The sequence below is a fragment of the Aliiglaciecola sp. 2_MG-2023 genome (assembly GCF_030548145.1).
In the GTDB taxonomy this organism is placed as follows: domain Bacteria; phylum Pseudomonadota; class Gammaproteobacteria; order Enterobacterales; family Alteromonadaceae; genus Aliiglaciecola; species Aliiglaciecola lipolytica_A.
In genome coordinates this window covers 1-24,697 of the sequence record NZ_JAUORY010000010.1, presented here as the reverse complement: position 1 = coordinate 24,697, position 24,697 = coordinate 1, and the positions used below count along the sequence as shown (strand labels likewise).

Annotated in this window: 21 protein-coding genes and 1 other RNA gene; 2 read left to right on the top strand and 20 right to left on the bottom strand. The window is 42.4% G+C overall.

What is annotated here, in order from left to right; translation table 11 throughout:
- Positions 1-66: 66 nt before the first annotated feature.
- The 14 genes from ftsA to mraZ are packed head-to-tail and all read right to left on the bottom strand — an operon-like array spanning position 67 to position 15,601.
- Positions 67-1,296, bottom strand: coding sequence for a cell division protein FtsA (gene ftsA / locus Q4567_RS11865; protein WP_216046934.1), 1,230 nt, complete (start codon positions 1,294-1,296; stop codon positions 67-69).
- A gap of 21 nt (positions 1,297-1,317) precedes the next feature.
- Entirely contained in the window at positions 1,318-2,064 is a 747-nt protein-coding gene (locus tag Q4567_RS11860; protein WP_303500508.1) for a cell division protein FtsQ/DivIB, read from the bottom strand.
- The gene (locus Q4567_RS11855) at positions 2,064-3,011 is read right to left on the bottom strand and encodes a D-alanine--D-alanine ligase (protein WP_216046935.1); all 948 of its coding nucleotides are present in this window, start codon (positions 3,009-3,011) and stop codon (positions 2,064-2,066) included. Before Q4567_RS11855 ends, Q4567_RS11860 begins: the two co-directional genes overlap by 1 nt.
- On the bottom strand, positions 3,008-4,462 hold the full coding sequence (murC, locus tag Q4567_RS11850; protein WP_216046936.1) for a UDP-N-acetylmuramate--L-alanine ligase: 1,455 nt from the start codon (positions 4,460-4,462) through the stop codon (positions 3,008-3,010). The genes Q4567_RS11855 and murC overlap by 4 nt, the downstream gene beginning before the upstream one ends.
- Positions 4,459-5,547 carry an undecaprenyldiphospho-muramoylpentapeptide beta-N-acetylglucosaminyltransferase gene (gene murG / locus Q4567_RS11845; RefSeq protein ID WP_216046937.1) on the bottom strand — a complete coding sequence of 363 codons (1,089 nt, stop codon included), beginning with the start codon at positions 5,545-5,547 and terminating at the stop codon, positions 4,459-4,461. Before murG ends, murC begins: the two co-directional genes overlap by 4 nt.
- Positions 5,544-6,818: a cell division protein FtsW gene (gene ftsW, locus Q4567_RS11840; RefSeq protein ID WP_216046938.1), complete on the bottom strand. Its 1,275-nt coding sequence runs from the start codon at positions 6,816-6,818 to the stop codon at positions 5,544-5,546. The genes murG and ftsW overlap by 4 nt, the downstream gene beginning before the upstream one ends.
- A gap of 20 nt (positions 6,819-6,838) precedes the next feature.
- Positions 6,839-8,143, bottom strand: a complete 1,305-nt coding sequence (gene murD, locus Q4567_RS11835) for a UDP-N-acetylmuramoyl-L-alanine--D-glutamate ligase (RefSeq protein WP_216046939.1) — start codon at positions 8,141-8,143, stop codon at positions 6,839-6,841.
- Positions 8,144-8,152: 9 nt separating this feature from the next.
- On the bottom strand, positions 8,153-9,235 hold the full coding sequence (gene mraY / locus Q4567_RS11830; RefSeq protein WP_216046940.1) for a phospho-N-acetylmuramoyl-pentapeptide-transferase: 1,083 nt from the start codon (positions 9,233-9,235) through the stop codon (positions 8,153-8,155).
- Entirely contained in the window at positions 9,229-10,620 is a 1,392-nt protein-coding gene (gene murF / locus Q4567_RS11825; protein ID WP_303500504.1) for a UDP-N-acetylmuramoyl-tripeptide--D-alanyl-D-alanine ligase, read from the bottom strand. Before murF ends, mraY begins: the two co-directional genes overlap by 7 nt.
- Entirely contained in the window at positions 10,620-12,143 is a 1,524-nt protein-coding gene (gene murE / locus Q4567_RS11820; RefSeq protein WP_303500502.1) for a UDP-N-acetylmuramoyl-L-alanyl-D-glutamate--2,6-diaminopimelate ligase, read from the bottom strand. Before murE ends, murF begins: the two co-directional genes overlap by 1 nt.
- Positions 12,143-13,882 (bottom strand): penicillin-binding transpeptidase domain-containing protein, encoded by a 1,740-nt coding sequence (locus Q4567_RS11815; RefSeq protein ID WP_216046943.1) that lies wholly within the window; start codon positions 13,880-13,882, stop codon positions 12,143-12,145. Before Q4567_RS11815 ends, murE begins: the two co-directional genes overlap by 1 nt.
- Entirely contained in the window at positions 13,879-14,199 is a 321-nt protein-coding gene (ftsL, locus tag Q4567_RS11810; protein WP_216046944.1) for a cell division protein FtsL, read from the bottom strand. The genes Q4567_RS11815 and ftsL overlap by 4 nt, the downstream gene beginning before the upstream one ends.
- Positions 14,196-15,146 (bottom strand): 16S rRNA (cytosine(1402)-N(4))-methyltransferase RsmH, encoded by a 951-nt coding sequence (gene rsmH / locus Q4567_RS11805; protein WP_216046945.1) that lies wholly within the window; start codon positions 15,144-15,146, stop codon positions 14,196-14,198. The genes ftsL and rsmH overlap by 4 nt, the downstream gene beginning before the upstream one ends.
- Positions 15,143-15,601: a division/cell wall cluster transcriptional repressor MraZ gene (mraZ, locus tag Q4567_RS11800; protein WP_216046946.1), complete on the bottom strand. Its 459-nt coding sequence runs from the start codon at positions 15,599-15,601 to the stop codon at positions 15,143-15,145. The genes rsmH and mraZ overlap by 4 nt, the downstream gene beginning before the upstream one ends.
- A gap of 488 nt (positions 15,602-16,089) precedes the next feature.
- Between mraZ and Q4567_RS11795 the strand changes: the two genes are divergently transcribed.
- Positions 16,090-17,157 (top strand): aldose epimerase family protein, encoded by a 1,068-nt coding sequence (locus Q4567_RS11795; protein WP_216046947.1) that lies wholly within the window; start codon positions 16,090-16,092, stop codon positions 17,155-17,157.
- A 46-nt stretch (positions 17,158-17,203) separates the two neighbouring features.
- On the opposite strand, the gene Q4567_RS11790 is transcribed toward Q4567_RS11795, so the two are convergent.
- Positions 17,204-17,983 carry a SapC family protein gene (locus Q4567_RS11790; RefSeq protein WP_216046948.1) on the bottom strand — a complete coding sequence of 260 codons (780 nt, stop codon included), beginning with the start codon at positions 17,981-17,983 and terminating at the stop codon, positions 17,204-17,206.
- A 222-nt stretch (positions 17,984-18,205) separates the two neighbouring features.
- The gene (locus Q4567_RS11785; protein WP_216046949.1) at positions 18,206-19,819 is read right to left on the bottom strand and encodes a glycerol-3-phosphate dehydrogenase/oxidase; all 1,614 of its coding nucleotides are present in this window, start codon (positions 19,817-19,819) and stop codon (positions 18,206-18,208) included.
- Positions 19,820-20,326: 507 nt separating this feature from the next.
- Between Q4567_RS11785 and Q4567_RS11780 the strand changes: the two genes are divergently transcribed.
- Entirely contained in the window at positions 20,327-21,523 is a 1,197-nt protein-coding gene (locus tag Q4567_RS11780) for a dipeptidase (protein ID WP_216046950.1), read from the top strand.
- Here Q4567_RS11780 and Q4567_RS11775 read toward each other — a convergent pair.
- From Q4567_RS11775 to rnpB, 4 genes are all read right to left on the bottom strand, one after another.
- Positions 21,520-21,972 (bottom strand): hypothetical protein, encoded by a 453-nt coding sequence (locus Q4567_RS11775; protein ID WP_303500500.1) that lies wholly within the window; start codon positions 21,970-21,972, stop codon positions 21,520-21,522. The genes Q4567_RS11780 and Q4567_RS11775 overlap by 4 nt on opposite strands.
- Positions 21,973-22,279: 307 nt before the next feature.
- Positions 22,280-22,909, bottom strand: a complete 630-nt coding sequence (locus tag Q4567_RS11770) for a hypothetical protein (protein ID WP_216046951.1) — start codon at positions 22,907-22,909, stop codon at positions 22,280-22,282.
- 287 nt (positions 22,910-23,196) lie between these two features.
- Positions 23,197-23,658, bottom strand: coding sequence for a DUF4190 domain-containing protein (locus tag Q4567_RS11765; protein WP_216046952.1), 462 nt, complete (start codon positions 23,656-23,658; stop codon positions 23,197-23,199).
- 143 nt (positions 23,659-23,801) lie between these two features.
- Positions 23,802-24,176: RNase P RNA component class A (rnpB, locus tag Q4567_RS11760), an RNA gene on the bottom strand.
- Positions 24,177-24,697: the final 521 nt, after the last annotated feature.

Below are 24,697 nucleotides of genomic sequence, written 5' to 3'. Positions count from 1 at the left end.
GCGCGATAAAACATGAGTCGTTAACACCCACGTTCAATTTTTTAAGATCCCGAGATATTTCCATCCTCAGAATTCCCCCTTAAACCAACTTTGAACACGATGCCATAATCCTTCACTGGAGCCGGCTTTTTGCGCCGATTTCGATTGCATGGATTCTTTGCCATATTGCAATAATCCCACTGCAGTTGCGAAACTCGCATCTTCAACGTATTCAGATAATCCTTTCATGCCAATGGGTTCTCCAACTCGAACTGGCATTTGAAACAATTCTTCAGCAAATTCAACGGCACCTTCCATTTTGGCCGAGCCGCCAGTTAACACTATTCCAGCGGCAATTTGCTCTTCCAACCCACTGGCTTTGATCTCTTCATGGATCAATTCAAACAATTCTTGATAACGAGGCTCAATCACCTCAGCCAAAGTGTGTCTAGACATCATTCTTGATGGACGCCCACCGACACTTGGCACTTGTATTTGTTCTTCCATACTCACCATGTCGCGCAGCGCGCAGGCATAGTTAATTTTTATCTCTTCAGCATGATTAATCGGGGTTCTAAATATCTTAGCGATATCACTAGTGATTTGATTTCCTGCCACCGGTATAACCGCGGTATGACGAATAGCACCATCGGTGTACACCACCATGTCTATGGTTCCACCACCGATATCAACAACACAAACACCCAATTCTTTTTCATCATCAGTTAAAACTGCGTAACTCGAGGCCAATGCTGAAAATATCATTTGATCTGCATTGAGTTCACAGCGCTCAACACATTTCACTAAATTCTTCGCCATATCATCAGCGCAAGTAATAATGTGTGCTCTGGCTTCCATTCGAACACCAGACATACCAATAGGGTTTTTTATCCCTTCTTGCACATCGATGGTGTACTCCTGAGGGAGCACATGTAACAAACGACGCTCTAATGCAATAGGCACTGAACGAGCCGCATGTACGACGTTGTCAACATCATCTTGGGTCACTTCCTGATTATTAATCGGTACCATGCCGCTTTCGTTTTGACACTTCACATGACGACCAGATATCGACATAAACACAGAAGATACGCGACAATCAGCCATCAACTCCATTTCGCCTACAGCTCGTTGCACAGACTGTACAAGCAAGTTCAAGTCGTTGACGCCACCTTTATCCATACCTTTGGCTGAATGAGTGCCAACACCGACAATGCTGATATCGCCGTCGTCAAGAATCTCTCCGACCACAGCTTTCACTTTACTTGTGCCCATGTCTAAGCCAACGATTAGATTTCTTTCTGCCACCTTAGACATATTATTTGCTACCCACTTTAACTAACTCTCTTGTTCATTTGTTGATGCGCTTTTCCATCCCACGGCTAACCCCGTGTCGTAGCGCAAGTCAATGTAATCTACTTGTTTATCTTGCTTTTTAAGCAGTGGATAAACGTCGACAAAACGTTGCAATCTATCTACATATTCTGAGCGTCCGAGGTTAAGTCGAATGCCATTTTTTAGACGTAAGTTCCATGCAAAACGCTCACTTAGATATAATTCATCAATACTCAAACTGGCTGAGTTAAGTAAAGTTTGCATATCACGATAACCATCCAATGCTGTTTGCTCACTGCCACCGGGACCGAACAAAGCAGGCAACATTGCATCTGGTAACTGTGCATCAAACATTTCACCGTATTGATTCAATAGCGAATCGCGATTCCATCTTGCACTGGCGATCTCTTCCACTACATGAATATTCAAGCTATTCGGCCAACGCTTGCGAACGGATGCGCGATGAACCCAAGGTAAAGCTTCAATTTCCCGATGAAGTCGATCCACATCTACTTCGAAAAAACTTTCAGGATGTTTTGAACGAATGGTATTTTCGATCAGCTCATCTTTAATATTTACTCTTTTTCCACTAACAATAACCTGGTTTATTGGTGCTCTTTGGGCATCTTCCAACCAATTGTCTAACCACCAAATGGCATAAACTAGACTGAGCAAAACAACAGCCAAAAAGACCATGCCAGCTAATTGATAGCGGCGATTAGTCTGGCTATTGTCGGCTAATTGTTGCACTAGTGCTGATCCGCCGTTTGCAATATTGCCAACACTAATTGCTCAAAGGTCATTCCTGCCTGTTTCGCTGCCATTGGCACTAAACTTTTTTCAGTCATGCCTGGTACAGTATTGGCCTCCAATAAATAAAACTGCCCACTTTGGTCACGCATAAAATCAATCCGTCCCCAACCGATACCTGACACAGCATCGAAGGCTTGGAGAGCTAGCTCACCAAGCCTATTTTCATCTTCAATAGATAACCCACTAGGACAAAAATATTCTGTAGAATCAGAATGATACTTTGCGTCATAATCATAAAAAGTATGTGGGGTAGACATACGAATTGATGGCAAAGCTTTACCATTTAAAATAGTAACTGTGTATTCTGGACCATGAATGAAGCGCTCTAGCAAGACGCTATTATCGTATTTAAATGCGTCTTGAATGGCAGCGTCTAATTGTGCAGCATTCGTCACTTTGGTCATACCTATGCTGGAACCTTCCTGCGCAGGCTTAACCATGACTGTGTCCCCCAACTCTTGCATTATAACCCTGCAAGATCCTGCATCAAAGCTACTTTTCTCAGCAATCTGATAATTTGCGGTTGGTAAGCCCAATGTTTGCCAAATTTGTTTAGTTTTAATTTTGTCCATTGCTAGGGCAGAACCTAACACCCCACTGCCAGTGTAAGGCAATTGCAGAACTTGTAACGCCCCTTGCATGCTGCCATCTTCGCCGCCACGACCGTGCAGCATAATTAACACACGCTTAAATCCTTGTTCCACAAGCTCTGTTATCAGATGTTCAGCAGGATCAAATTTATGGGCATCGACGCCAGCACTTTGCAGCGCTTTAAGAACAGCATTTCCGGAACGCAAAGAAACTTCGCGTTCGGCAGAATGACCACCAAATAAGACGGCCACTTTACCAAACTGTTTTACATCAATGTTTAATCCAAGTGTCATTCGGCAAACCCTGTATTCATTCGTTCTTTGCTTAATTCAATCGACTGTAAATATTTGGCAATCTGGCCAATATTTCCAGCTCCTTGCGTCATCAAAACATCTTGATCTCTTAACGCTTCTGAAAGTAATTTGGGCAACTCATCTTTGTTCGCCACATAAATTGGCTCGATTTGCCCACGTTGTCTTATAGAGCGACATAAAGCCTTGCTATCAGCACCTTCAATCGCCGCTTCTCCAGCAGAATACACTTCGAGTAATAACAAACAGTCAACTTGTGATAGCACCCGCACGAAGTCTTCATATAAGTCACGAGTACGAGTAAATCGATGGGGCTGATAGGCCATCACTAATCGCTTATCTGGCCAGTTATTGCGAGCAACTGCAATGGTCGCAGCCACTTCCGTAGGATGATGACCGTAATCATCAACCAAAATCACTTCGCCCTCCCCGGTGTCGAAACAACCTAGTTGTTCGAAACGACGACCAATTCCTTCAAAAGCACCTAACGCATCGACAATAGCCTGATCGTCAACGCCTTCATCTGTGGCGACAGCAATGGCCGATAACGCATTTAAAATATTATGTTTGCCGGCAATATTTAAGGTCACCTGCAAATCCGAACGTCCTGAGCGCTGCGCGGTAAAACGACTTTGATTAAAGCCCATCTCAATATTGACCGCGCGCACATCAGCTTGCTCGTCAATACCGTAGGTCATTACTTTACGTCCCACACGTGGCAATAGTGCTTGAACTACAGGATCATCTATACACATTACTGCCAAACCATAGAAGGGTAAGTTGTGCAAAAAATCCAAATAGGTGTCTTGCATCCGCTGGAAATCACCGTCATAAGTTTCCATATGATCAGGTTCAATATTGGTCACTATGGATACCATTGGCTGCAGATGCACAAAAGACGCGTCGCTTTCATCCGCTTCAGCAATCAAATACCGGCTGCTACCTAATTTGGCATTTGTGCCAGCACTGTTTAATAGACCACCTATCACAAATGTAGGATCTAATTCGGCTTGAGCAAAGATTGTCGCCAGTAAACTGGTAGTTGTGGTCTTCCCATGGGTTCCCGCAACCGCGATGCCATGTCTAAAGCGCATTAGTTCCGCTAACATTTCAGCTCGACGAATAACAGGTACTCTTGCTTCTTTAGCAGCGATAATTTCCGGATTGGTATGATCAATCGCACTGGACACTACCACCACATTGGCATTTTTAATGTTTTCTTCACGGTGACCAATAAAGACCTTGGCACCTTTGCTTTGCAAACGCTGGGTCATACCATTATTTTGTTGGTCCGAACCTGAAATTGCGTAACCTTCATTTAACAAAACTTCGGCTATACCGCCCATACCCGCTCCGCCAATTCCGATAAAATGAATTTGTTTAATGCGACGCATTTCCGGTACGTGGTAGTTAGCTTTATCAGGCTTAATCATGACGCCACTCCTGCCAACGATTCACAGATGTCACTAACCGTTTTGGTGGCTAGAGGTTTAGCTAAAGATTTGGCTTTTTGGCCCATATTAATTCGACTTTGTGCGTCGTTAACAAGTTGTTGAATAATAACTTTCAAACCACCTTCTTCTAATTGAGGTTGAGGTAATAAAACGGCTGCATGATGATCCACTAATGCCCTTGCATTCATTGTTTGATGGTCATCTACAGCATGTGGAAGAGGAACAAATATAGCTGCCACGCCAACCATTGCGACTTCAGCAACGGTTAACGCCCCTGCTCGACAGATGACCACATCTGCCCATGCATAAGCCTGAGCCATATCATCGATAAACTCCATGACTTGCCAATTCGTGCTGTCAGGCCATAACTTTTGATAGGTATCAGCAACTATCTGTTGCTGTCCTTTGCCCGTTTGATGACGTACTTGTGCGTTGGCAATACCAGATAAAGCGGGCGGAACATGGCTATTAAGGGCACTGGCGCCCAACGAACCGCCAACAATAAGAATATTGCATTTATCATCACTGAACTGCTTAGCAGGTAGGTCGGCAAAATCACTTCTCACCGGATTACCCACCCAGCTATATTTGTTTTCAGACTGCTTTCCAAATGCCTGATTAAAGCCGGTCAATACGCGGGCAGCGAACTTAGCCAATACTTTATTGGTTAAACCTGGCAACGCATTTTGTTCATGAACAACCAAAGGCACTCCACGAATCCACGCCGCAATACCGCCAGGGCCGCTAGCAAAACCACCCATGCCCAATACCACATCAGGTTTAACTTGTTTGATCACAGCTAAAGCTTGCCACACCGAATGAATCACTTGAAACGGAGCTTTTAACAAACGTACGATTCCATTACCGCGAACACCCGCCACATCAATAAAACTGATGTCGAAACCAGCTTTAGGAACAATATCAGCTTCCATACGAGCAGCTGTGCCTAACCAATGGATTTGCCAATTACGTTGTTGTAATTCTTTTGCCACCGCTATGCCTGGGAAAACATGTCCTCCCGTGCCGCCAGCCATAATCAAAATAGTTCTGCTCATGTCATTCATTCTGCCACGGCCTCACTATTTTTCTGGGCTGCTTCAGCAAGCATTTTTTTCACTTTAGACTTACCCTTACTGGCTTTTTTCTTTGTCCCCTTGCTCATGGCTTGAACACCATCAACCCGGATTTCAAAATCAATTCGAATTAAAATGGCTACCGCGACAGCCATTACAATTAAGCTTGAACCGCCGTAACTGACCAGTGGTAGAGTCAAACCTTTGGTAGGAAGTATGCCAGCACTAGCACCAACATTGACCGCCGTTTGAAAACTAAACCAAATGCCGATGGCATAGGCTAAATAACCTTCAAATGGACGTTCTGCAAGCAACGCTAAATTACCTAATTTTAGGGCTTTGAAGACCAAAACAAATAACAAACCTAAAACACATGCGACGCCCAAAAAGCCGAACTCCTCGGCGAGTATCGCCACAATAAAATCGGTATGAGCTTCCGGCAAAAATTCGAGCTTTTGAAGACTATTTCCTAATCCTTGACCAAACCAGTCACCTCTTCCGTAAGCCATTAATGACTGGGTTAATTGATAACCAGCACCAAAGGGATCATCCCAAGGTTTCAAGAACGAACTCATTCGCTCCATTCGATAATCTGCGGTCAAAATCAAGGCCGTAATCGCTGATAATCCAGTGAATACCAAGCCGAAAAACTGCCAAAGTTTTGCACCCGCTAAAAACAATAATCCAAGAGTGGTGGCAAACATCACCACAACGGTGCCTAAATCCGGTTGCAATAGAATTAATAAAGCCAACACAAAAAACACCGCTAGCGGCTTAATAAAGCCTTTGAGATTTTCGGTTACTTCTTCGTATCTGCGCACCATGTAGCCAGCCAAATAACAGAAGAAGAATAACTTTGCTAACTCAGCCACTTGAATAGTGATGGGGCCTATCGCCAACCAGCGACGACTGCCGTTTACTGTGCGGCCAACAAAGAGCACCGAAATCAACAACACTACGGCTAATAAAAGAAGCCAAGGATTGCTTACTCGCCACCATTGCATTGGAATTTGCATCACAATACATGCTGCAACACAGGCCAAGCACAAATAGATACCGTGACGAATCGCAAAATGAAATGGATTATCAAATAGTCGCGCTGCCACCGGCATAGAAGCAGAGGTAACAATCACTAAACCAATCGCCATTAACGCGATGCTGATCAAAATAAAGTTAACATCAAACACACTGCCACTGACTTGCTTTCCATCATGGCGTTGAGAAAACATGCTGCGCAATAGCGAATCACTTTGCGTGCTCATAGTGGTTGTCCTGCTTTGAGTCATTGAGCGACCTCCAAAACAGCTTGTTTGAATACATCACCGCGATGTTGATAGTTGTCAAACATATCCAAACTTGCACAAGCTGGGGACAATAAAACGATATCCCCACTTTCTACGATACCGTTTGCAAAGGTAACCGCTTCCATCAAATCGGCCACTTCAATACTGCCCGGTTTTAACGATGCTATTTCCCTACCGTCTTTACCTAAGGTTATTAATAAATCTACATCATCTAACAACATCGGTTGTAGCTGTGTGAAATCGGCTTTTTTACCATCGCCACCAGCAATCAATATAAGTTTACTCGCGCCTCTATTTTTAAGGCTTTGTAAAGCAGCAATAGTGGCCCCAATATTGGTGGCTTTTGAATCATTTATCCAACGTACATTGTGCTGTTCGCTGACCACTTCAAATCTGTGTGCCAAACCAGTAAATAAGCTTACCGCTTTAGCAATTGCAGGCTGTTCAACACCAAGTGGCATAACACAGGCGATAGCGGCTTGAATATTTAAAATATTATGCAGCCCCTGCAAAGCGCACTGTTGTGCAGAAATAAATCCTTCACCATCGACTAAAATCATTTCCGATGTCGCGTCCCAGCTAACTCCTAGCGGAGAGTGACTCAAGCCGAAACTGGTTTTGGTCACATAATTTTTTGGCCAAGTTTTAACATCATCACGGTTGGCGATAGTATATTCAGCGTTGCGATAAACACGCTGTTTGGCGTCGGTATAAGCCAAAAATGTTTGATGACGATCAATGTGATCTTCACTCACATTCAAAATGGTTGCGCAAACTGGGGTTAATGATTGCAATAATTCAAGCTGAAAACTGGACAATTCGAGTACTAAATAATCGGCATCAGTATTGAGTAAGTCCAACACCGGAGTGCCTATATTTCCGCCCATTTGCGCTTTCATACCCGCACAGTTAAGCATTTCATTGACCAAACAAGTTACTGTCGATTTTCCATTAGAACCGGTAATAGCAATGACTGGAGTAGTATTAAAGCGAGCGAATAATTCCACATCACCTATCACCTCCACTCCCGCTTTTTGCACGTTTTGGAAGACACTACCATTTGGATTAACCCCTGGACTCAATACGACCAAATCAGCATTGAGTAAGACGTCTTGACTGAAATCACCGCTGAGTGTTTTTACCCCAACTGGCATTTCAACAGGATTACGATCCATACCGATTACGTTCGCCCCGTGCTCCTGTAAAAATTTCACGCAAGACTTGCCGGTCAGTCCTAAACCAACCACAACAACCTGCATGTTTTTTAAATCAGGGGTTTGCATAACGTCTATTTATCTCAACTTCAATGTGGCTAAACCGATTAGCACTAAAATTAATGAAATAATCCAAAACCTAACGATGACTCTTGGTTCTGGCCAACCTTTAAGTTCAAAATGATGATGTATAGGTGCCATTCTAAATATGCGTTTGCCACGTAATTTAAAGGACCCCACTTGCAATATCACCGACAAGGTTTCAACGACAAATACACCACCCATAATAATCAACACTATTTCTTGGCGAACAAGTACCGCCATAATTCCCAAAGTACCGCCTAACGCCAATGAGCCTACATCTCCCATAAACACCTGGGCTGGGTAGGTGTTAAACCATAAAAACCCTAATCCAGCACCAACAATCGCGGTACAAACGATCACTAATTCACTGGTTTCTGGAATATAGGGAATATTTAAGTACGCTGAAAAGTTAATATTGCCGGTGGTATAAGCAAAAATAGCGAGCGCGCCTGCAACCAAAATAGTGGGTACTATTGCTAATCCATCTAGGCCGTCGGTAAGATTCACTGCATTACTGGTGCCTACCACAGTGAAATACACCACTACCATAAAAAACATACCAAGCTGCGGCATGACTTCTTTGAAAAAAGGCACTAGCAGAGCTGTCTCGGCAGGATCTTGACTATTTGCGTATAAGTAAACCGCTACCGCGATGGCAATAATTGACTGCCAAAAGTACTTCCATTTGGCAATCAGACCTTTGGGATCTTTACGCACGACTTTGCGGTAATCATCGACAAATCCAATTAGCCCGTAACCGACAACAATCGACAATACAACCCAAACATAGCGGTTGCTCAAGTCTGCCCATAACAACGCACTCGTTAGAATTGCAGCTAAAATTAACAAACCACCCATAGTAGGTGTGCCGGATTTAGACAAATGGCTTTGCGGCCCATCATCACGCACCGTTTGACCTATTTGCATCGTTTGCAACCAGCGAATCATGCTTGGTCCAATTAATACGGCCATCAATAGCGCGGTAAGTGTGCTAAGGATTGCGCGCAACGTAAGGTATGAGAATACGTTGAACCCAGAATCATATTGCTGCAACCACTCAGCCAACCAAATTAGCATGCAATTCGCTCCCTAACTCTTTCAAACTTTCCCACAGGAGATTCCTCCAATGCTTTAACGACTCTTTCCATTCGGGCACTTCTGGAGCCTTTTACTAAAATGGTAATATCTCGCTGCTCAGACGCTAAAGAAGCACTAATATGTTCAACTAACAAATTAATATCACTGAAATGTTTACCGCCAAATACGTCACTCGCAGCCTGACTCAAAATCCCTAAGGTAACTAAATTATCGATGCCTTTTTGATTAGCATATTCGCCAACAAGTTCGTGGTAATAACGAGCTTTTTCACCTAATTCGCCCATGTCACCCAAGATCAAAATACGGTAACCGCTGAAACTACTAAGTAAATCAATTGCTGCATTTACCGATGCCACATTTGCGTTGTAGGTATCATCTAGAATTTTAACTTGGTTAGTTAATTGTTTGACTTGCAGTCGACCACTGACTTGCTGCATATTTTGCAAACCAAATTTAATATCTTCTAAATTGGCGCCAACATTCATGGCCAATCCAGCTGCCACTAGCGCATTGCCAACATTGTGAATTCCGGGTAATGCTAAGGTAAGATGAATCTTGCCTTTAGGTGTACACAACATAAATTGCGCGCAACCATCGATGCCCAAAGTGACATCCTGTGCATAAAAATCGGTTTCTTGGCTTACTGAAAAACCTTGAATATGGCACTCTTTCAACTTACCAGTCCAAAAATCGCTAAATTGGCTATCTCGATTAATGATTGCTGTACCTTTACTACTCAACCCTCTAAAAATTTCACTTTTAGCACGGGCAACGCCCAGTAAACTACCAAAACCCTCTAGGTGAGCCGCAGCTGCATTGACGATTGTCGCCACGTCGGGCTTCACTAAATTAGTGGTATAGGCAATCTCACCTAAGTGATTAGCACCCATTTCGATTACTGCAAAATCGTGATTCTGTTGCAATCTTAATAATGTCAGAGGCACGCCAATATCGTTGTTGAAGTTTCCGTTGGTGGCCAATACGTTTCCGATCCGAGACAAAATTCCGGCAACCATTTCTTTCACGGTTGTTTTGCCGCTACTACCGGTAATTCCCACAGTTTTGGGTGCAACTTTTTGTTTTACCGCAGCGCCCAATGCGCCTAAAGCAAGTTTGCTGTCTTCGACTAAAATATAGGGTAAATGGGTGTCGATATTTTGTGACACGATAAACGCTGCCGCACCATTTTTGGCTGCTTCATCAATAAATTTGTGACCATCAAAATTAGGGCCGACCAAAGCAATGAAAACATCCCCTTGCACTAAACTTCTTGTGTCTGTGCTTACGCCAGACACATTTGCATTATCTCCAACCAGCTGTCCGCTTGTTTGTTGTGCTATCCAATCAAGAGATACTTCAATCATTACATTTCCCCCACACACAGAGTGTTAACGTAGTTTCGTTCATCGTATGGCAGACTCTGTTGGCCGATGACTTGTGCTGTTTCATGTCCTTTGCCAGCAACCACAATCAGATCGCCTTTCTGACTCTGCGCTATAGCTAATTGAATCGCTTTTTTACGATCCGTTTCTACTTTGACTTTGCTTTGGTCCGTTATTCCGGCAAGTATATCGGCAAAAATTGAGGAAGAAGGTTCAGAGCGACTATTGTCTGAGGTGATAATAATTTGATCACTATATTGCTCGGCTGCCGCTGCCATTAATGGGCGTTTACCTTTATCTCTGTCGCCACCACATCCAAACACACAAATAAGTTGCTTTTGACTATGTACTCTCGCTGATTTCAAGGCCTGCTCTAACGCATCTGGAGTATGTGCGAAGTCGACGATGAGATTGCCAGCCTTAGGGTGTTCAAATAACTCCATCCGTCCAGCGACGGGTTTTAATTTTTTACACAACTTCGCTAATTTTGGCAGCGATAAGCCTAAGACTAGAAGGCTAGCGATTGCGGCCAGTAAATTGGCTACATTGAACTTACCTAATAGACCACAATGGATGTCCGCATTTCCCCATGATGAATTCAATTGAAAAGACAATCCGCGTTGATCGTATTGAATATTACTGGCGAAACAATATTGCTGTGTATCGGCCACATTTTCGGCACTCAATTGGGTCGAAAACAACGTGATTTTTTGTTGTTTTGAAGCAGCACTAATCCAATTAGCGGTTTCTGGATCATCAGCATTTAACACCAGATTTTTCAGTTCTGGCTGATTAAGTAATTGGCGTTTTGCCTTGGCATATTCGGTCATGTCCCCGTGATAGTCCAAGTGGTCACGAGTCAAATTAGTAAATACCGCCACGTCCATTTTAAGCCCTTGAATGCGATCTTGAACTAATGCATGAGAGGACGCTTCTAAGGCAACTTGTTTGGCACCCAAACCCACATACTTAGCCAATGATTTTTGTACCTGGCAGGCATCTGGCGTGGTGTTAAGGGTTTTTTCTAATTGATAGTTGTCTACGCTGTACAATCCCGCGCCCAAAGTACCAATCGAAGCTGATACGTCGCCACATAAGAAACGCAATTGACTGATTAATTGCACAACCGAAGTTTTACCGTTTGTGCCCGTTACGCCAATCACATCTAAGTATTGAGCCGGTGAACCATAAAATGCGGCGGCTAGCAAAGATAGCTTTTGACCTAACTGATAAAACGAAATCAAAATACTTTGCTCGCGCATTTCAATTTCGCCATGAAGTTGCGGTTGCTCAACTTCTTGCAGTATCAGTTTTGCACCAAGGCTAATTGCCTGCGGGATAAAATCTCGTCCGTCTAATTGATGTCCCTTTATTGCCACAAAAACACTGTGAACCGCCACTTCACGACTGTCTAATACTAGCTCGCTGACTTGTACATCGGGTGCATCAATCTGAAATTTAGCGAGTACCGCTTTAATATTATTAATTGCCTGAAACTGCTGCATTATTGCTCTCCTCGTTTAGCGATTGAGGAGACGTTTTTGGCATCGGGCGGCACATTCAACAATTGCAATGTATTGGCCATAATAGTGCTAAAAACAGGGGCAGCAGTATCGCCGCCATAATACAAATCACCTTTTGGCTCGTTAATTAGCACAACCACGGCCAGTTGTGGATCCGATACAGGCGCTACACCAGCAAAAATATTCACATATTGCTCACCGTATCCGCCTTTAATGGCTTTGCGGCTTGTGCCTGTTTTACCTGCAACGCGATATCCAGGTACTCGAGCCTTGCGACCAGAGCCGCCGTCTTCAAGTACACTCTCCATCATGATTAATACACGATGGGCATTCTCTTCACTAATGACTCTTTCTGTCATTTTCTGTTCATCTGACATGACAATACTCAGTGGCTGCTTAATGCCGCCGTTACCTAAGATGGAGTACATCCGGGCTAATTGCATAGTGGTAACAGATAATCCATAACCGAACGACAACGTAGACAATTCAAATTTTGACCATCTTCGCTGTTCGTTGAAAAGACCACCCTGTTCACCAATTAAATTAGTTCCCGTTTCACTCATCAATCCCATGTTGTAATAAGTATCTAGCAGGAACTCTTTAGGCACCGATAAAGCCAGCTTGGATGTACCGATATTGCTGGATTTTTGAATGATTTGCTGCAACGTCAATTTGCCATAATTACGGGAATCACGAACAATACTTCCGCCAAGACGTCGCCAGCCTGGAGAGGTATCTATAATCGTCTCAGTATCAGCAGAACCAAACTCTAAGGCGCTCACTACAGCCAAAGGTTTAACTGAGGAACCTGGCTCAAAGGTATCGGTAATGGCTCTGTTTCGAATTTTTCGAGGGGATACACCTTGGCGATTATTAGGATTGAAAGATGGACTATTTACCATCGCTAATATTTCACCGGTGTTTACATCCGCAACTACCACAGAGCCAGATGTAGCGCGATAAAAATGCACTGCTGATTTTAATTCACGATATGCAAGCGCTTGAATCCGTTGATCAATAGTAAGTTGGATATCTTGGGGATCTTTTCCTTCTTCTTGTTCAAGAATTTCAACTTGACGGCCTTTAGCATCGCGACGGATCGTTCTGGAGTCTGGGGTTGCCGAAAGGTATTCATCATATAACTTCTCAATCCCCTCAATTCCCTGATCATCCACATTGGTGAAACCGACCACATGAGCAGAAGCTTCGCCCGCTGGATAATAACGGCGAGATTCGTTGACAAGGTATACGCCGGGAATATTTAGCTTCTTCACAAACGTTGCCATTGCCGGAGACACTTGGCGTTGCAAATAAACAAATTTGCTATTTTCGTTGCTGGCTTTTTTAATCAACTTATCCACATCCTGACCCAACACCTCTGCAAGTGCTTGCCATCTGCGAGTGTCAGCTAGTGCGCCTTTTTCTGGATCTGTGACTGTAGGTGGATGTGCCCATACCGCTTTTGCAGGCACACTTACCGCTAATTGCTCACCGTTTCTGTCAGTGATCAAGCCACGATAAACTTCATTATTCCGTACTCGAAGCGTACGGTTATCGCCTTCTTCAATTAGTTGATCAGGATTAATTACCTGAATATAAGCGGCTCTGACAGTTAACACTGCAAACACGGCTAATATGGCACCAACAACCACTATGAAACGCCATTGCACCATACTTGGAGCAATGTTTTTCTTAGCTTGTTTAGTCCTAGCCTTCGTCATTTCAAGCGCACCACAATTTCATTTTCTGGACTTGGTCTGTGCATATTAAGTTGCTTTTTCATCGCCACTTCAATGCGGTTATGATCCGTTAGTGCACCCTGTTCTAAAATAAGATGACGCCACTGGATATCTAATTGATCTTGTTCTTGCATCAACTGCTCTAAAGCAATCGACATCTGCCGATTATGGTGCGCACTCATGATCACTGCGAACGCACTTATCAATACCATTAAAAACAACAAAACCCGTATCGGATGACGGGCTAGTTCGGTGAAGATTAAGTTGACCAAATTGAAGTTGGTCCTAGTCTCTGTCACAGCTTCTGAGCCACCCTTAACACCGAACTTCGCGACCTCGCATTCACTTTAATTTCATACTCGCTGGGCTTAGTCGCCTTGCCTATTAATTTCATTGCCCGTGTTGCATCTATTTGTGCCTGCGTAATTGCCATACGGGCTGGAACCTGCATGCCGCGACTTTGTTCGCGCATAAAGCGTTTTACCAATCGATCTTCTAACGAATGAAAACTGATCACTGCCAGTCGTCCTCCAGAAGAAAGGCACGCTAATGCACCTTTAAGCCCGTCCCGAACTTCATCTAATTCGCTATTAATATAAATACGAATTGCCTGAAAAGTACGGGTCGCAGGATGTTTATATTTATCTTTAACCGGCACCGCTTCATCGACTAACTTTGCTAATTGCAATGTTGTCGTTAACGGAAATTCATCACGGCTATTGACAATTGCATGAGCAATTCGTTTACCAAATTTTTCTTCACCAAACTCTTTGATAACCTGAGTAATGTCATCTTCTTCGGCTTTTGCCAGCCATTGAGCTGCACTAATACCTTTGCTGGTGTCCATGCGCATATCTAATGGACCTTCGCGCATAAAACTAAAACCTCGTTGCGCGTCATCTAACTGCGGCGAAGACACCCCAAGATCCATCAATATACCGTCGACTTTGCCCAATACCTGATGTTTGAGTGCCACCTCTTCGATATTCGAAAATGCCACATGTTCAATACAAAAACGGCTGTCATCGGCAAAACGTTTTGCCGCTTCAATCGCGTAAGGGTCACGGTCAAGTGCAATCAAGCGTCCATTGGCCGACAACTTCTGCAACACTTTTTCAGTGTGACCACCACGTCCAAAAGTGGCATCCATATAAATGCCATCGGGCTTGATATCCAACCCCTCAATGGATTCATCCAGCAACACTGAGCGGTGCAAAGTTTGTGACGATTGGTTTTCAGTAATCAAAGTGAGAAGTCCTGTAAACGCTCAGTCAATTCAAATTCGCCACCTTTTTCAGTTTCAATATCCTGATGAACCTGTTGCTGCCATATTTGCGCATCCCAAATTTCGAAGCGATTAAGTTGTCCTACTAGCATAATTTCTTTGCCCAAGTTGGCGTGTTGACGAAGTGGAGCCGACAACAGAAAGCGACCATTCTTGTCCATTTCGCCTTCCATCGCGTAACCCAAAAGAAGTCGCTGTAAGCGGCGTTCTTGAGGTATCATGCTAGAAAGTTTACTAAGTTTAAGCTCAATCTCTTCCCATTCAGGAAGTGGGTAAAGTAGCAGACAGCTTTGCTGTGTATCGATTGTGCAAACCAGTTGTCCCTGACAATCATCTAGCAACAACTGCCGATACCGTGTAGGTATCGCCACCCTGCCTTTTACGTCTAGATTGATTGCGTTAGCGCCGCGGAACATATCCCCTAGCCTTTGTTATTAGTTTGCTTTTATTATTTTTTTAGCATCAGTTTGCAACACATTAAGATCACTTTGATCCACTTTCTGCCACAATTACCCACAAATGAGAGTTTAGGTTTCCACTAACCCCATTGTCAAGGACAAAAAACGGGTTAAAGAGAAGCCGCGAATACCAATTAAACTAAGGGCTAGACGAAAGCGGCTGATATATATAAAGAAAGCCTTCAAAGCTGTTTTTATGTACAGTGAAAATCGAGGATCCATTAGATTTAAAATAAGCTAAAAAATCTTACTTGAAATTTCCTTCTTATTCTAAAAAACGCAAAATAATCATGAGGATAGTTTTTTTTATAATAAGCTAGGCGTCAACTTATATTAAGATACTCAGTATTACGCAGTTTATTGAGAATTTCGTGTCCCAATAGAATAGTGATTGGCTAACTATGGCAAGCCGTTGATCAACCAACCTAAGCAGGGAGAGATGAAGTATGATCGATACAAATCAATTTGGAAAAATGCCCGATGGCCAAGTAGTAGATAGTTACATTTTGACCAACAAAAACGGTATGTCAGTTGAAATATTGACCTTAGGAGCAATTATTCGATCGTGGACATTAGCTACCGATCCCAACGTAGATATTGTTTTAGGCTTTGATAGTGTGGATGACTATTTATCTGATCAAAGTTATTTAGGCAGAACAGTAGGTCGCTATGCAAATCGAATCGAAAAAGGGCTATTTAAAATAGCTGAAAAGCAATACTCGGTCAGCACAAATTTACAAGGTAATTGCCTACACGGTGGGGTTGACGGATTCCATAATCGAATTTGGTCAGTTAGTAATTTGCTTGAGCGTCCAGATCCAAGTATTACCTTGAGTTTAATAAGTGAAGATGGTGATCAAGGCTTTCCTGGAACCCTCACTGTAGATGTTATTTTCACACTCGATCAAGAAGACCGATTAACCATTGAATACCGTGGGCTTTGCAATCAAGATACTGTATTCAACCCCACTCAACATAGTTATTTTAATTTAGCTGGGCATGACTCAGGCGGTATTTTTGATCAACAAATTACCCTATCTGCCAATTTTTACACGCCAGCAGATGAAAATGCGATTCCAACCGGAGAAATTAGATCAGTCGATAATACGGCTTTTGATTTACGTCAGCCAACTCCTTTTGGTAAAGCGATTAAACAGCAAGATGAAGAAATCAAAGCGGCCAGTGGTCTTGACCACAATTGGTGTGTGGATGGATTCTCACAAGATCAACAAAAACTGCAATTGGTCGCACAAGTGACTGAGCCAAAATCTGGCCGAACATTAGTGACGGAAACGACCATGCCGGGGGCACAAATTTATACTGGCAATTTTTTAGGTGAGAATACCCTAGGAAAAAATAACACTAAATACGCTGCCTATCATGGCTTTTGTATTGAATCCCAATTCTATCCGAACAGCCCCAATCAAGCGGCTTTTCCAAGTGCGACTTTGCTAGCCAATACACCTTTCGTCTCGCGGACAAGTTACCAAGTTAAACAAAAAAGCCAACAGTAATGTACTGTTGGCTTTTGTTTAGCTATATCAAAAACGTGATAACGTTTTACGCGCTTGGCGCTTCTTCTTTAGCTGTCTCTTTTTTAGCATCGTCAACTAAACTTATTTGAATTGCGCGAATTGGCTTGTCGGTGTTCACTGACAATTGGGCTAAACGGTTTAGTTGAGTGAGTGATAACATTGCCGTGTAGATAGCACCAAGAAAACCGCTGTTTTTCAATTCAATAATAATTTCGTCAGATAACTCATTCAGACGTTTTTCATTGATCGTGAAAATACCGGTAACAGCACGCTTTTCGCCACTAGCATATTGAACATTTAATTGCACAGCATCAAGCAAATCTAATTCAACGATCTTTTTAACAAAACGCTGAGTTGCCAATTCACTATTGGTAATTTCACCCAGAAGGTCTTGACGATTTTTCAAATAATCTGTTGGTTCGCCTTCTGCTGTGAACAAGCTTTCGCCTTCTTCTTCACCAACCAGAACACTGTTTTCGTCGATGTAAACGCCTAATTTGTCACCGTCAGGGCGCACATCGAAAGGATAGCGTTGAATATTCAAAGGCATAACATGGCCTAACCATTTGTCATCTTTGAAATATAAATTAGTACCTTGCTCCAAACCTAACATAGCAATTGAATGGAAATTACCTGAAGGTTGATCCTTAATAAAGGCAATAGGCATACAACTGGCAATTTGAGCGAACTCACGTAAGGAAGCTGATGCTAAATGAGTCTCTTTGGCAAATTCAAAGTTATGCTGCGTCTTTACTTTTAGCGCGCTATGTTTATTTTTATCCAGTGGAATATAATTCGTTTTCATTACTTCTTGTTCTCTTTTAAATGATGCTCCGTGGGGAAAACACGACGGAGATTAAAATCACTTTCAAACACTTTACTTGCTCTTTGCACTGCCTGAGCGCTGTAAAATATAAGTCAGCTTGTGCCAGAAAGTGTGCAAGTATGTTTTATTTGGGCTGGGAAGTCACCACCCAAAAAGCTTAAATTAGAAATAGTTTGTTAAAAATTGTGCATACCAGCAAAATTATGCAGAATTAACGACTGTGGCAATATATTCTGCCAATTTAGCCTCAGCCTCATCGCCAAACAGAATTTCACATGCTTCTTTTAGCCCTGGGGCTTGCAAGATATCTTGCTGGGAGACAACTAAGGCTATTTTTGAGCGCCGCCGCAAAAAATCATCTAAGGTTGTTATCATCTCTCGATTAGCGGCATGTTCAACTTCAACCCGCAGATACTCGCTGTTTTCAATTAATAGCTTACCCATAGCAGGATTTTCACGAATGCTTTCCAGCATATTAATCGCGTTACGTCCGTACCTCCTCCAAAAACGTTGAGACAGAGGCTCGGAGGAACTTGCAGGTGTAAGCTCATCAAACCCCATCAGTTTAGCCCGATGGAAAAACTCGCGTTTTACGGCCTCTCCAGGTTCGCCGTACCATTTATAATCTTTGTAAGCTAATGGAATATTAAAGGACTCTATCAACTCACAGACTTCATCACCGACGTTAAGGCAATCTGTCAACTTACCACCAAATATAGATAAATAGTGATTGTCTTTATCAACATCAATTGCGTGTTTACGGGACAATTTAACCCAATCGGCTTTCCCTCCGCTTCCTTTGATAGCCAAAGGTCTTACTCCACATCGTTCTGCAATGATGTCATTTTTAGTCAGAGGTTTAGCTAGGGCCAATAGTTTATTAACGTTCGACAAGATAAATGCTCTATCTTGCTCAGAGACTTGCGTATTCGGACTGGGAACTTGTGTATCAGTGGTGCCAATACAGGTTTTGGGTCCCATGGGGATCACAAAAAACAATCGGCCATCATCAGCAAAAAACGTCAGCACTTTATGACTGTCAGTGATTTTGTCGACGATTAGGTGCACACCTTTGGAAAATACATGGTGGTGCTCCGTTGTTTGTTTATTCATTTGATTTATTTGGTCAACAAAAGGGCCTGTTGCGTTAATAATAGCCTTCGAGCGAATTTCTATCTTTTCGCCACTGATCTGTTCGGTCACTTCACTTAACCATAATCCGTCGACTTTGCGGGAATGTTCTAGCCCTACATAGTTGGCGGCAATGCACCCATAACTCATGCTAGAGCGAACGAAATTGAACACAAACCTCGCATCATTATCATGTAAATAAGCATCTGAGTATTCAAATCCGCCAGATATATGCTCGGTATTGATAATACTTTCCATTTGTTTGATCTTTTCACAGGACAAATATTTAGGCATTTTTGTGAAAAAGCGCCCCATCAGCCAATATAAAAGGGTTCCCATATAAATGAATGCAGGTGAGAAACGAAATCCCCGTTGAATGCTGGTGAAAAAACGAATCTCTTGAACTGTGGATGGATAATGCCTCATTAAATGATTGCGGCTTTTACATAGTTTATTAACCAATCCAAATTCAAAGCTCTCAAGATACTTAATCCCCCCCCAAGCAAGATTGGATGAATTTGAACTCGTGGAACCAGCAAAGTCACCTTTATCGATTAACGCAACTTTGGCTCCTTTGGCCGACAACGCCGCTGCTGACACTGCGCCATTGATCCCGCCTCCCACAATAAGCACGTCAAAAGTATCTTGCGGAAGTTTTGCAATATTACTTTTACGTAAGTTCATGGTTTCGAGCCATATCAATAATATTCATTAATTCAATTTTCCCCCGCGGACAGGTTTATGAGTAAACCGTTGAGCATATTCAGTACAATGGTAGGCGATAAAAGACCAAAGTTGGAAACTATATTTAACAATCCTCAGGTCTTGCTTAGCCTATCACCTTGTTTTCAACTAAAAAATACGGGATAGTTTGTCGCAGCTTTAGATACCTCGGTGAGGCTTAAGTTAATCAGGCTTTAACACTCAACTTTTCCATCACTTTGTTAGTCACACTGATACATTGCTTACAGTTAACGTGATTTGCTGTATTGATAAGGTAAATCAAGCAATGAAGTTGCTTGGGGTTTAACTAGCCTTGGACGGAAACAACTAAAGCTGCAGACATTTAAGTAAATCCAAATAACCGTGCTACAGCGTTAAAAGAAGCACAAAAATTTATAACCACACGCTTTTGAAACAGCGCGTCTTTAGAACAATCGTCTAATCGTAAAATAATAAGGAACAGATAGTATGAAAAAGAGTTTATGGATTTGTATAGCGTTGGCATTGAGCGGTTGTGTCACTGCGTCTGATAGTGAATTTCATGCTTCAAAAAAAGCCACTGAACTGACTCAAAAATATATTTTAGTCGATGGTCACATTGATGTACCTTATCGTCTACAGCAAAAATGGGAAGATGTGACTGTCGCCACTGATTCTGGGGATTTCGATTACCCTAGAGCTAAAGCAGGCGGACTAAACGCTCCTTTTATGTCAATTTATATTCCAGCATCTTTAGATGACTCCCCAAAATCCACGGCCTTAGCTCACAAATTAATTGATTACGTTGAAGCCATCGTAGGTAGAGCCCCAGATAAGTTTGCCATAGCAAAATCACCAGCTGATGTTGAAAAACAATTTGCTCAAGGCTTAATCTCTTTGCCTATGGGTATGGAGAATGGTTCACCGCTGCAAGGAGACATGGAAAACCTGAAAACCTTCTATGACCGCGGTATCCGATATATCACCTTAGCCCATTCATTAGCCAATCACATTTCCGATTCTTCATACGATCTTCGCAAAAAATGGAAAGGCCTGAGCCCATTTGGTAAAGAACTGGTTGGCGAAATGAACAACATCGGAATTATGATAGATATTTCCCATGTCTCAGATGATGCCTTTTACCAAGTAATAGAGTTGAGTAAAGCGCCAGTTATTGCTTCCCATTCATCCTTGCGCCGCTTTACTCCGGGTTTTGAACGTAATATGACCGACGAAATGTTAGTGGCCTTGGCCGAAAACGGCGGTGTAGTCATGATCAATTTCGGTTCTACCTTTGTCGACCAAGTGTCCAGAGGTTGGCGCATCACTATGGGTGAAAAGCGTAAAGCCATTGAAGAGGAGTTTGGTGCAGACAGTGCTGAGTTAGAGAATTTTGAAGAACAGTATTTCAAAAACAATCCTTTCCCCTATGCCAATGTTGATACGGTCGTGGAGCACGTCGACCATGTTGTCAAATTGGTTGGCATTGATCATGTTGGTATTGGTTCAGATTACGATGGTGTTGGCGATTCATTGCCCATAGGTTTGAAAGATGTATCTGCTTATCCAAACTTAGTTCAAGGCCTATTGGATAAGGGTTATAGCGAATCTGATATTGCTAAAATACTCGGAACAAATTTACTTCGCGTTTGGCGTGAAGTAGAAGAGTACGCAGCTAAACATTAAAAATGAAATGAAGTAGAGTTAGTCAGTTCAGTATCGTGCTGAGTTTGCATATATACGTTCTGAACTAACTCTGCGTCACAACTGGCCCTGTGACGTCGACAATCCATACTTTTAACTAAGTTCTCTTGGGTATCATGCCAAAGTTCCATTTGTTTTTCAGACAGAATATTTTCTAACGGACTAAATTTGAATTTCATGTGCTGTTTACCAGCACTAAAAAGTTTGATCAGCCAAGGGTAGTCCACCACCCAACCATCAGAATAAACGGTTTGACCTCTCAAAAGGTTATTCAAATCTTCGCATACTTGGGATGCAGCAGTACCTTTTTGCAGTAATACATCTCGAGAAATACCGTGTAGGTCCTCAGCTTCCTGTGTCCAATGATGCCAATCAGCTTCTGGTTGTATCAATCGACAATAGCGCTGCGACAAATAAGTCACAACGCCCACCTCAATTGGATAACTATGGCTCCCAAAACCACTGGCCTCTATATCGAGTATTGTCGGGATAATGGTCTTGTTGATATCAACCTCTGAATGAATTTTGGATAACCAATATGAATAAAGGTATATATTTTAACCAATCTACCCTACTTCTTTATTGATTAACAATTAGACTAAAGACTAAACAGCATTTTATTCGAATAAAATGTCGCAAACATTAATATAAATCAAAAATGCCCGCATCGACATAAATTCAATGACAAAGATAACGAAAAGCGGATTAATGAATATCAGTGCTGGTTTTTAAAAGTATTTAGTTTTCAGAGGTAGAATACTTTTTAGTTAGTATATCGGTATGACCGTGAGAGGCAAAATCCCCACCTGTTGCAGTCACAGTGAGTTCATTTACATTGTTGACTACGTCTCTGGCTTCTTTTAAATAATCAATAAGTGTCTCTTCTGGCATATTTTCCTGCTGATAAACTGCCGCTTGCTCTTTAGCTTTACCCCATTCAACAAACTGGGATAATTTTGAAGTTTGTTGTACTAAGTCGTTTAGTCGACTATCGCGATCAAGATAACCTTGTAATGATTCAGCGGATGGGCTGTCACCAATGACGGTTAGCTTTTCGTTCTCGACACTAATTTTAAGGCTGTCTATGCCGTCATACTGGGCAAATAATTGTTCGATTTCCTTGTTCAATTTATTCTGATTAAATTGATAGTAATTTTCGACAGTATTCAAGTCTAAGTCGATTTCACCTTTTTCAAGTAACTTTAAGGTTTCTTCAAATTCTTGATTAGCTAAGCCAGTGTTTAAAACAGCTAAACCACCTTTAATATCTTGTTTATTAGCTTGGGCAATATTTTCAAGATCTTGATTCGATTGGGTTTGATTACCGATATAATCAAATAAAGAAAGTGGTTGGGAATATATTTGCATATCAATGGTCAATTCAAAACAGATGATTATGCGAATGAATTAGCAGATTGTGTGCCAACAGCGATAACCATCACAGGCACTACAAGTATCTGTTCGGACGTTTTGAGCACATTAAGAAGCAACTAAACAACCGTTAATTTAGCTAATAAATTCAGATAGTTAATCAAGAATCATAAAAACACAATTAGATTAAATGATAGTGACTGTTTAACAGCAATTTGGATGGCTCAATTATGTATCCTGATAAAACGGCAACAATAGGGCAGTATGGCGAAATATTGCCTTTTTCAATATCCACTACCTGATTGTGCGGCAAGGATAATAAAGAAAATAATATTAATAATGATACCGATATATCCTAACCATAACCCCCACAGAGCCATTTTGTTACCTATCAATTTACCATGACTGTGACGTATTTTAGAGCGAGCTATGTGACCAAAGATCACCGCCAATAAAGAGCTAAAGAAAAATAGACTAAGGATACCAAACAGTAAAGACGCCACGGCACATTTTGATCGTTTAACTGCATTTTCGGCGTCTGATGCTAGTACGATTGCATTTGGTGCTTTATAAAGTGCCTTGATTTCTTTCGCTTTTCCCAAGTGCGCACTAAATTCAACATGTTGTCCAGGACGAGCCGACTGACTGTATTTCCATTCATCCATACTAAAGGTAAAACGTTTATTTTCGGCGCAGATCACACCTTGTTTAGAGTCTGGCTGAAAATCGAGAATAGTTCCTTTCATTTACGTTCCTAATATAAAGCGAATTAATAATACAGGTGCCGACATAAACCCATTTAACTGAATTTACCCCATTCACTTTAATAACTCTATAATTTTTATGTACTTAGAAGGTTTATTTAAGGAAAAACAAATAAAGCGGGAAAAGTTAGAGCTGGTCATTAAGCCGGGTTCTGTATTTCTCAAAGAGATTAACAATCATTCATCTAGGCCAGCAATCGCTCACTGGCTCAAGCAACCTACCCGGTTCCGATGCGGGCCGCACCATAAGGAACCCTATTTGGTCTTGCTCCGGGTGGAGTTTACCTTGCAACCAACTGTTACCAGTGGCCCGGTGCGCTCTTACCGCACCCTTTCACCCTTACCGGCGCTTACGCGCTTAGGCGGTATCCTCTCTGCTGCACTTGTCGTCGGCTCACGCCGCCCAGACGTTATCTGGCACCCTGCCCGTTGGAGCCCGGACTTTCCTCCCCTTTGAAAACCTAAAAGGTAACAAAGCGGCGATTGTCTTGACCAGCTCTGGCGCGCAGTTTACGTTGATTGCTGATTAGATACAATATTTTGTCGCCGGTAAAAAAAGCGTTGTGGAACTTGATGTTCGCCACGGGCTAAGGCCCGTGCTACAGACATTAGTAGCGCGGCGTTTATGCCGTGGATTGGTTGAATTGGTCACCACGGGCCAAAACCCGTGCTACAAACATTAGCAGCACGGCATTTATGCCGTGGATAGGTTGAATTGTTTACCGCGAGCTAAAGCCCGTGCTACAGACATTAGTAGCACGGTATTTATGCCGTGAATTGGTTGAATTGTTTACCGCGAACTAAAGCCCGTGCTACAGACATTAGTAGCACGGTATTTATGCCGTGAATTGGTTGAATTGTTTATCGCGAACTAAAGCCCGTGCTACAGACATTAGCAGCACGGCATTTATGCCGTGGATAGGTTGAATTGTTTACCGCGAGCGAAAGCCCGTGCTACAGACATTAGTAGCACGGTATTTATGCCGTGAATTGGTTGAATTGTTTACCGCGAACTAAAGCC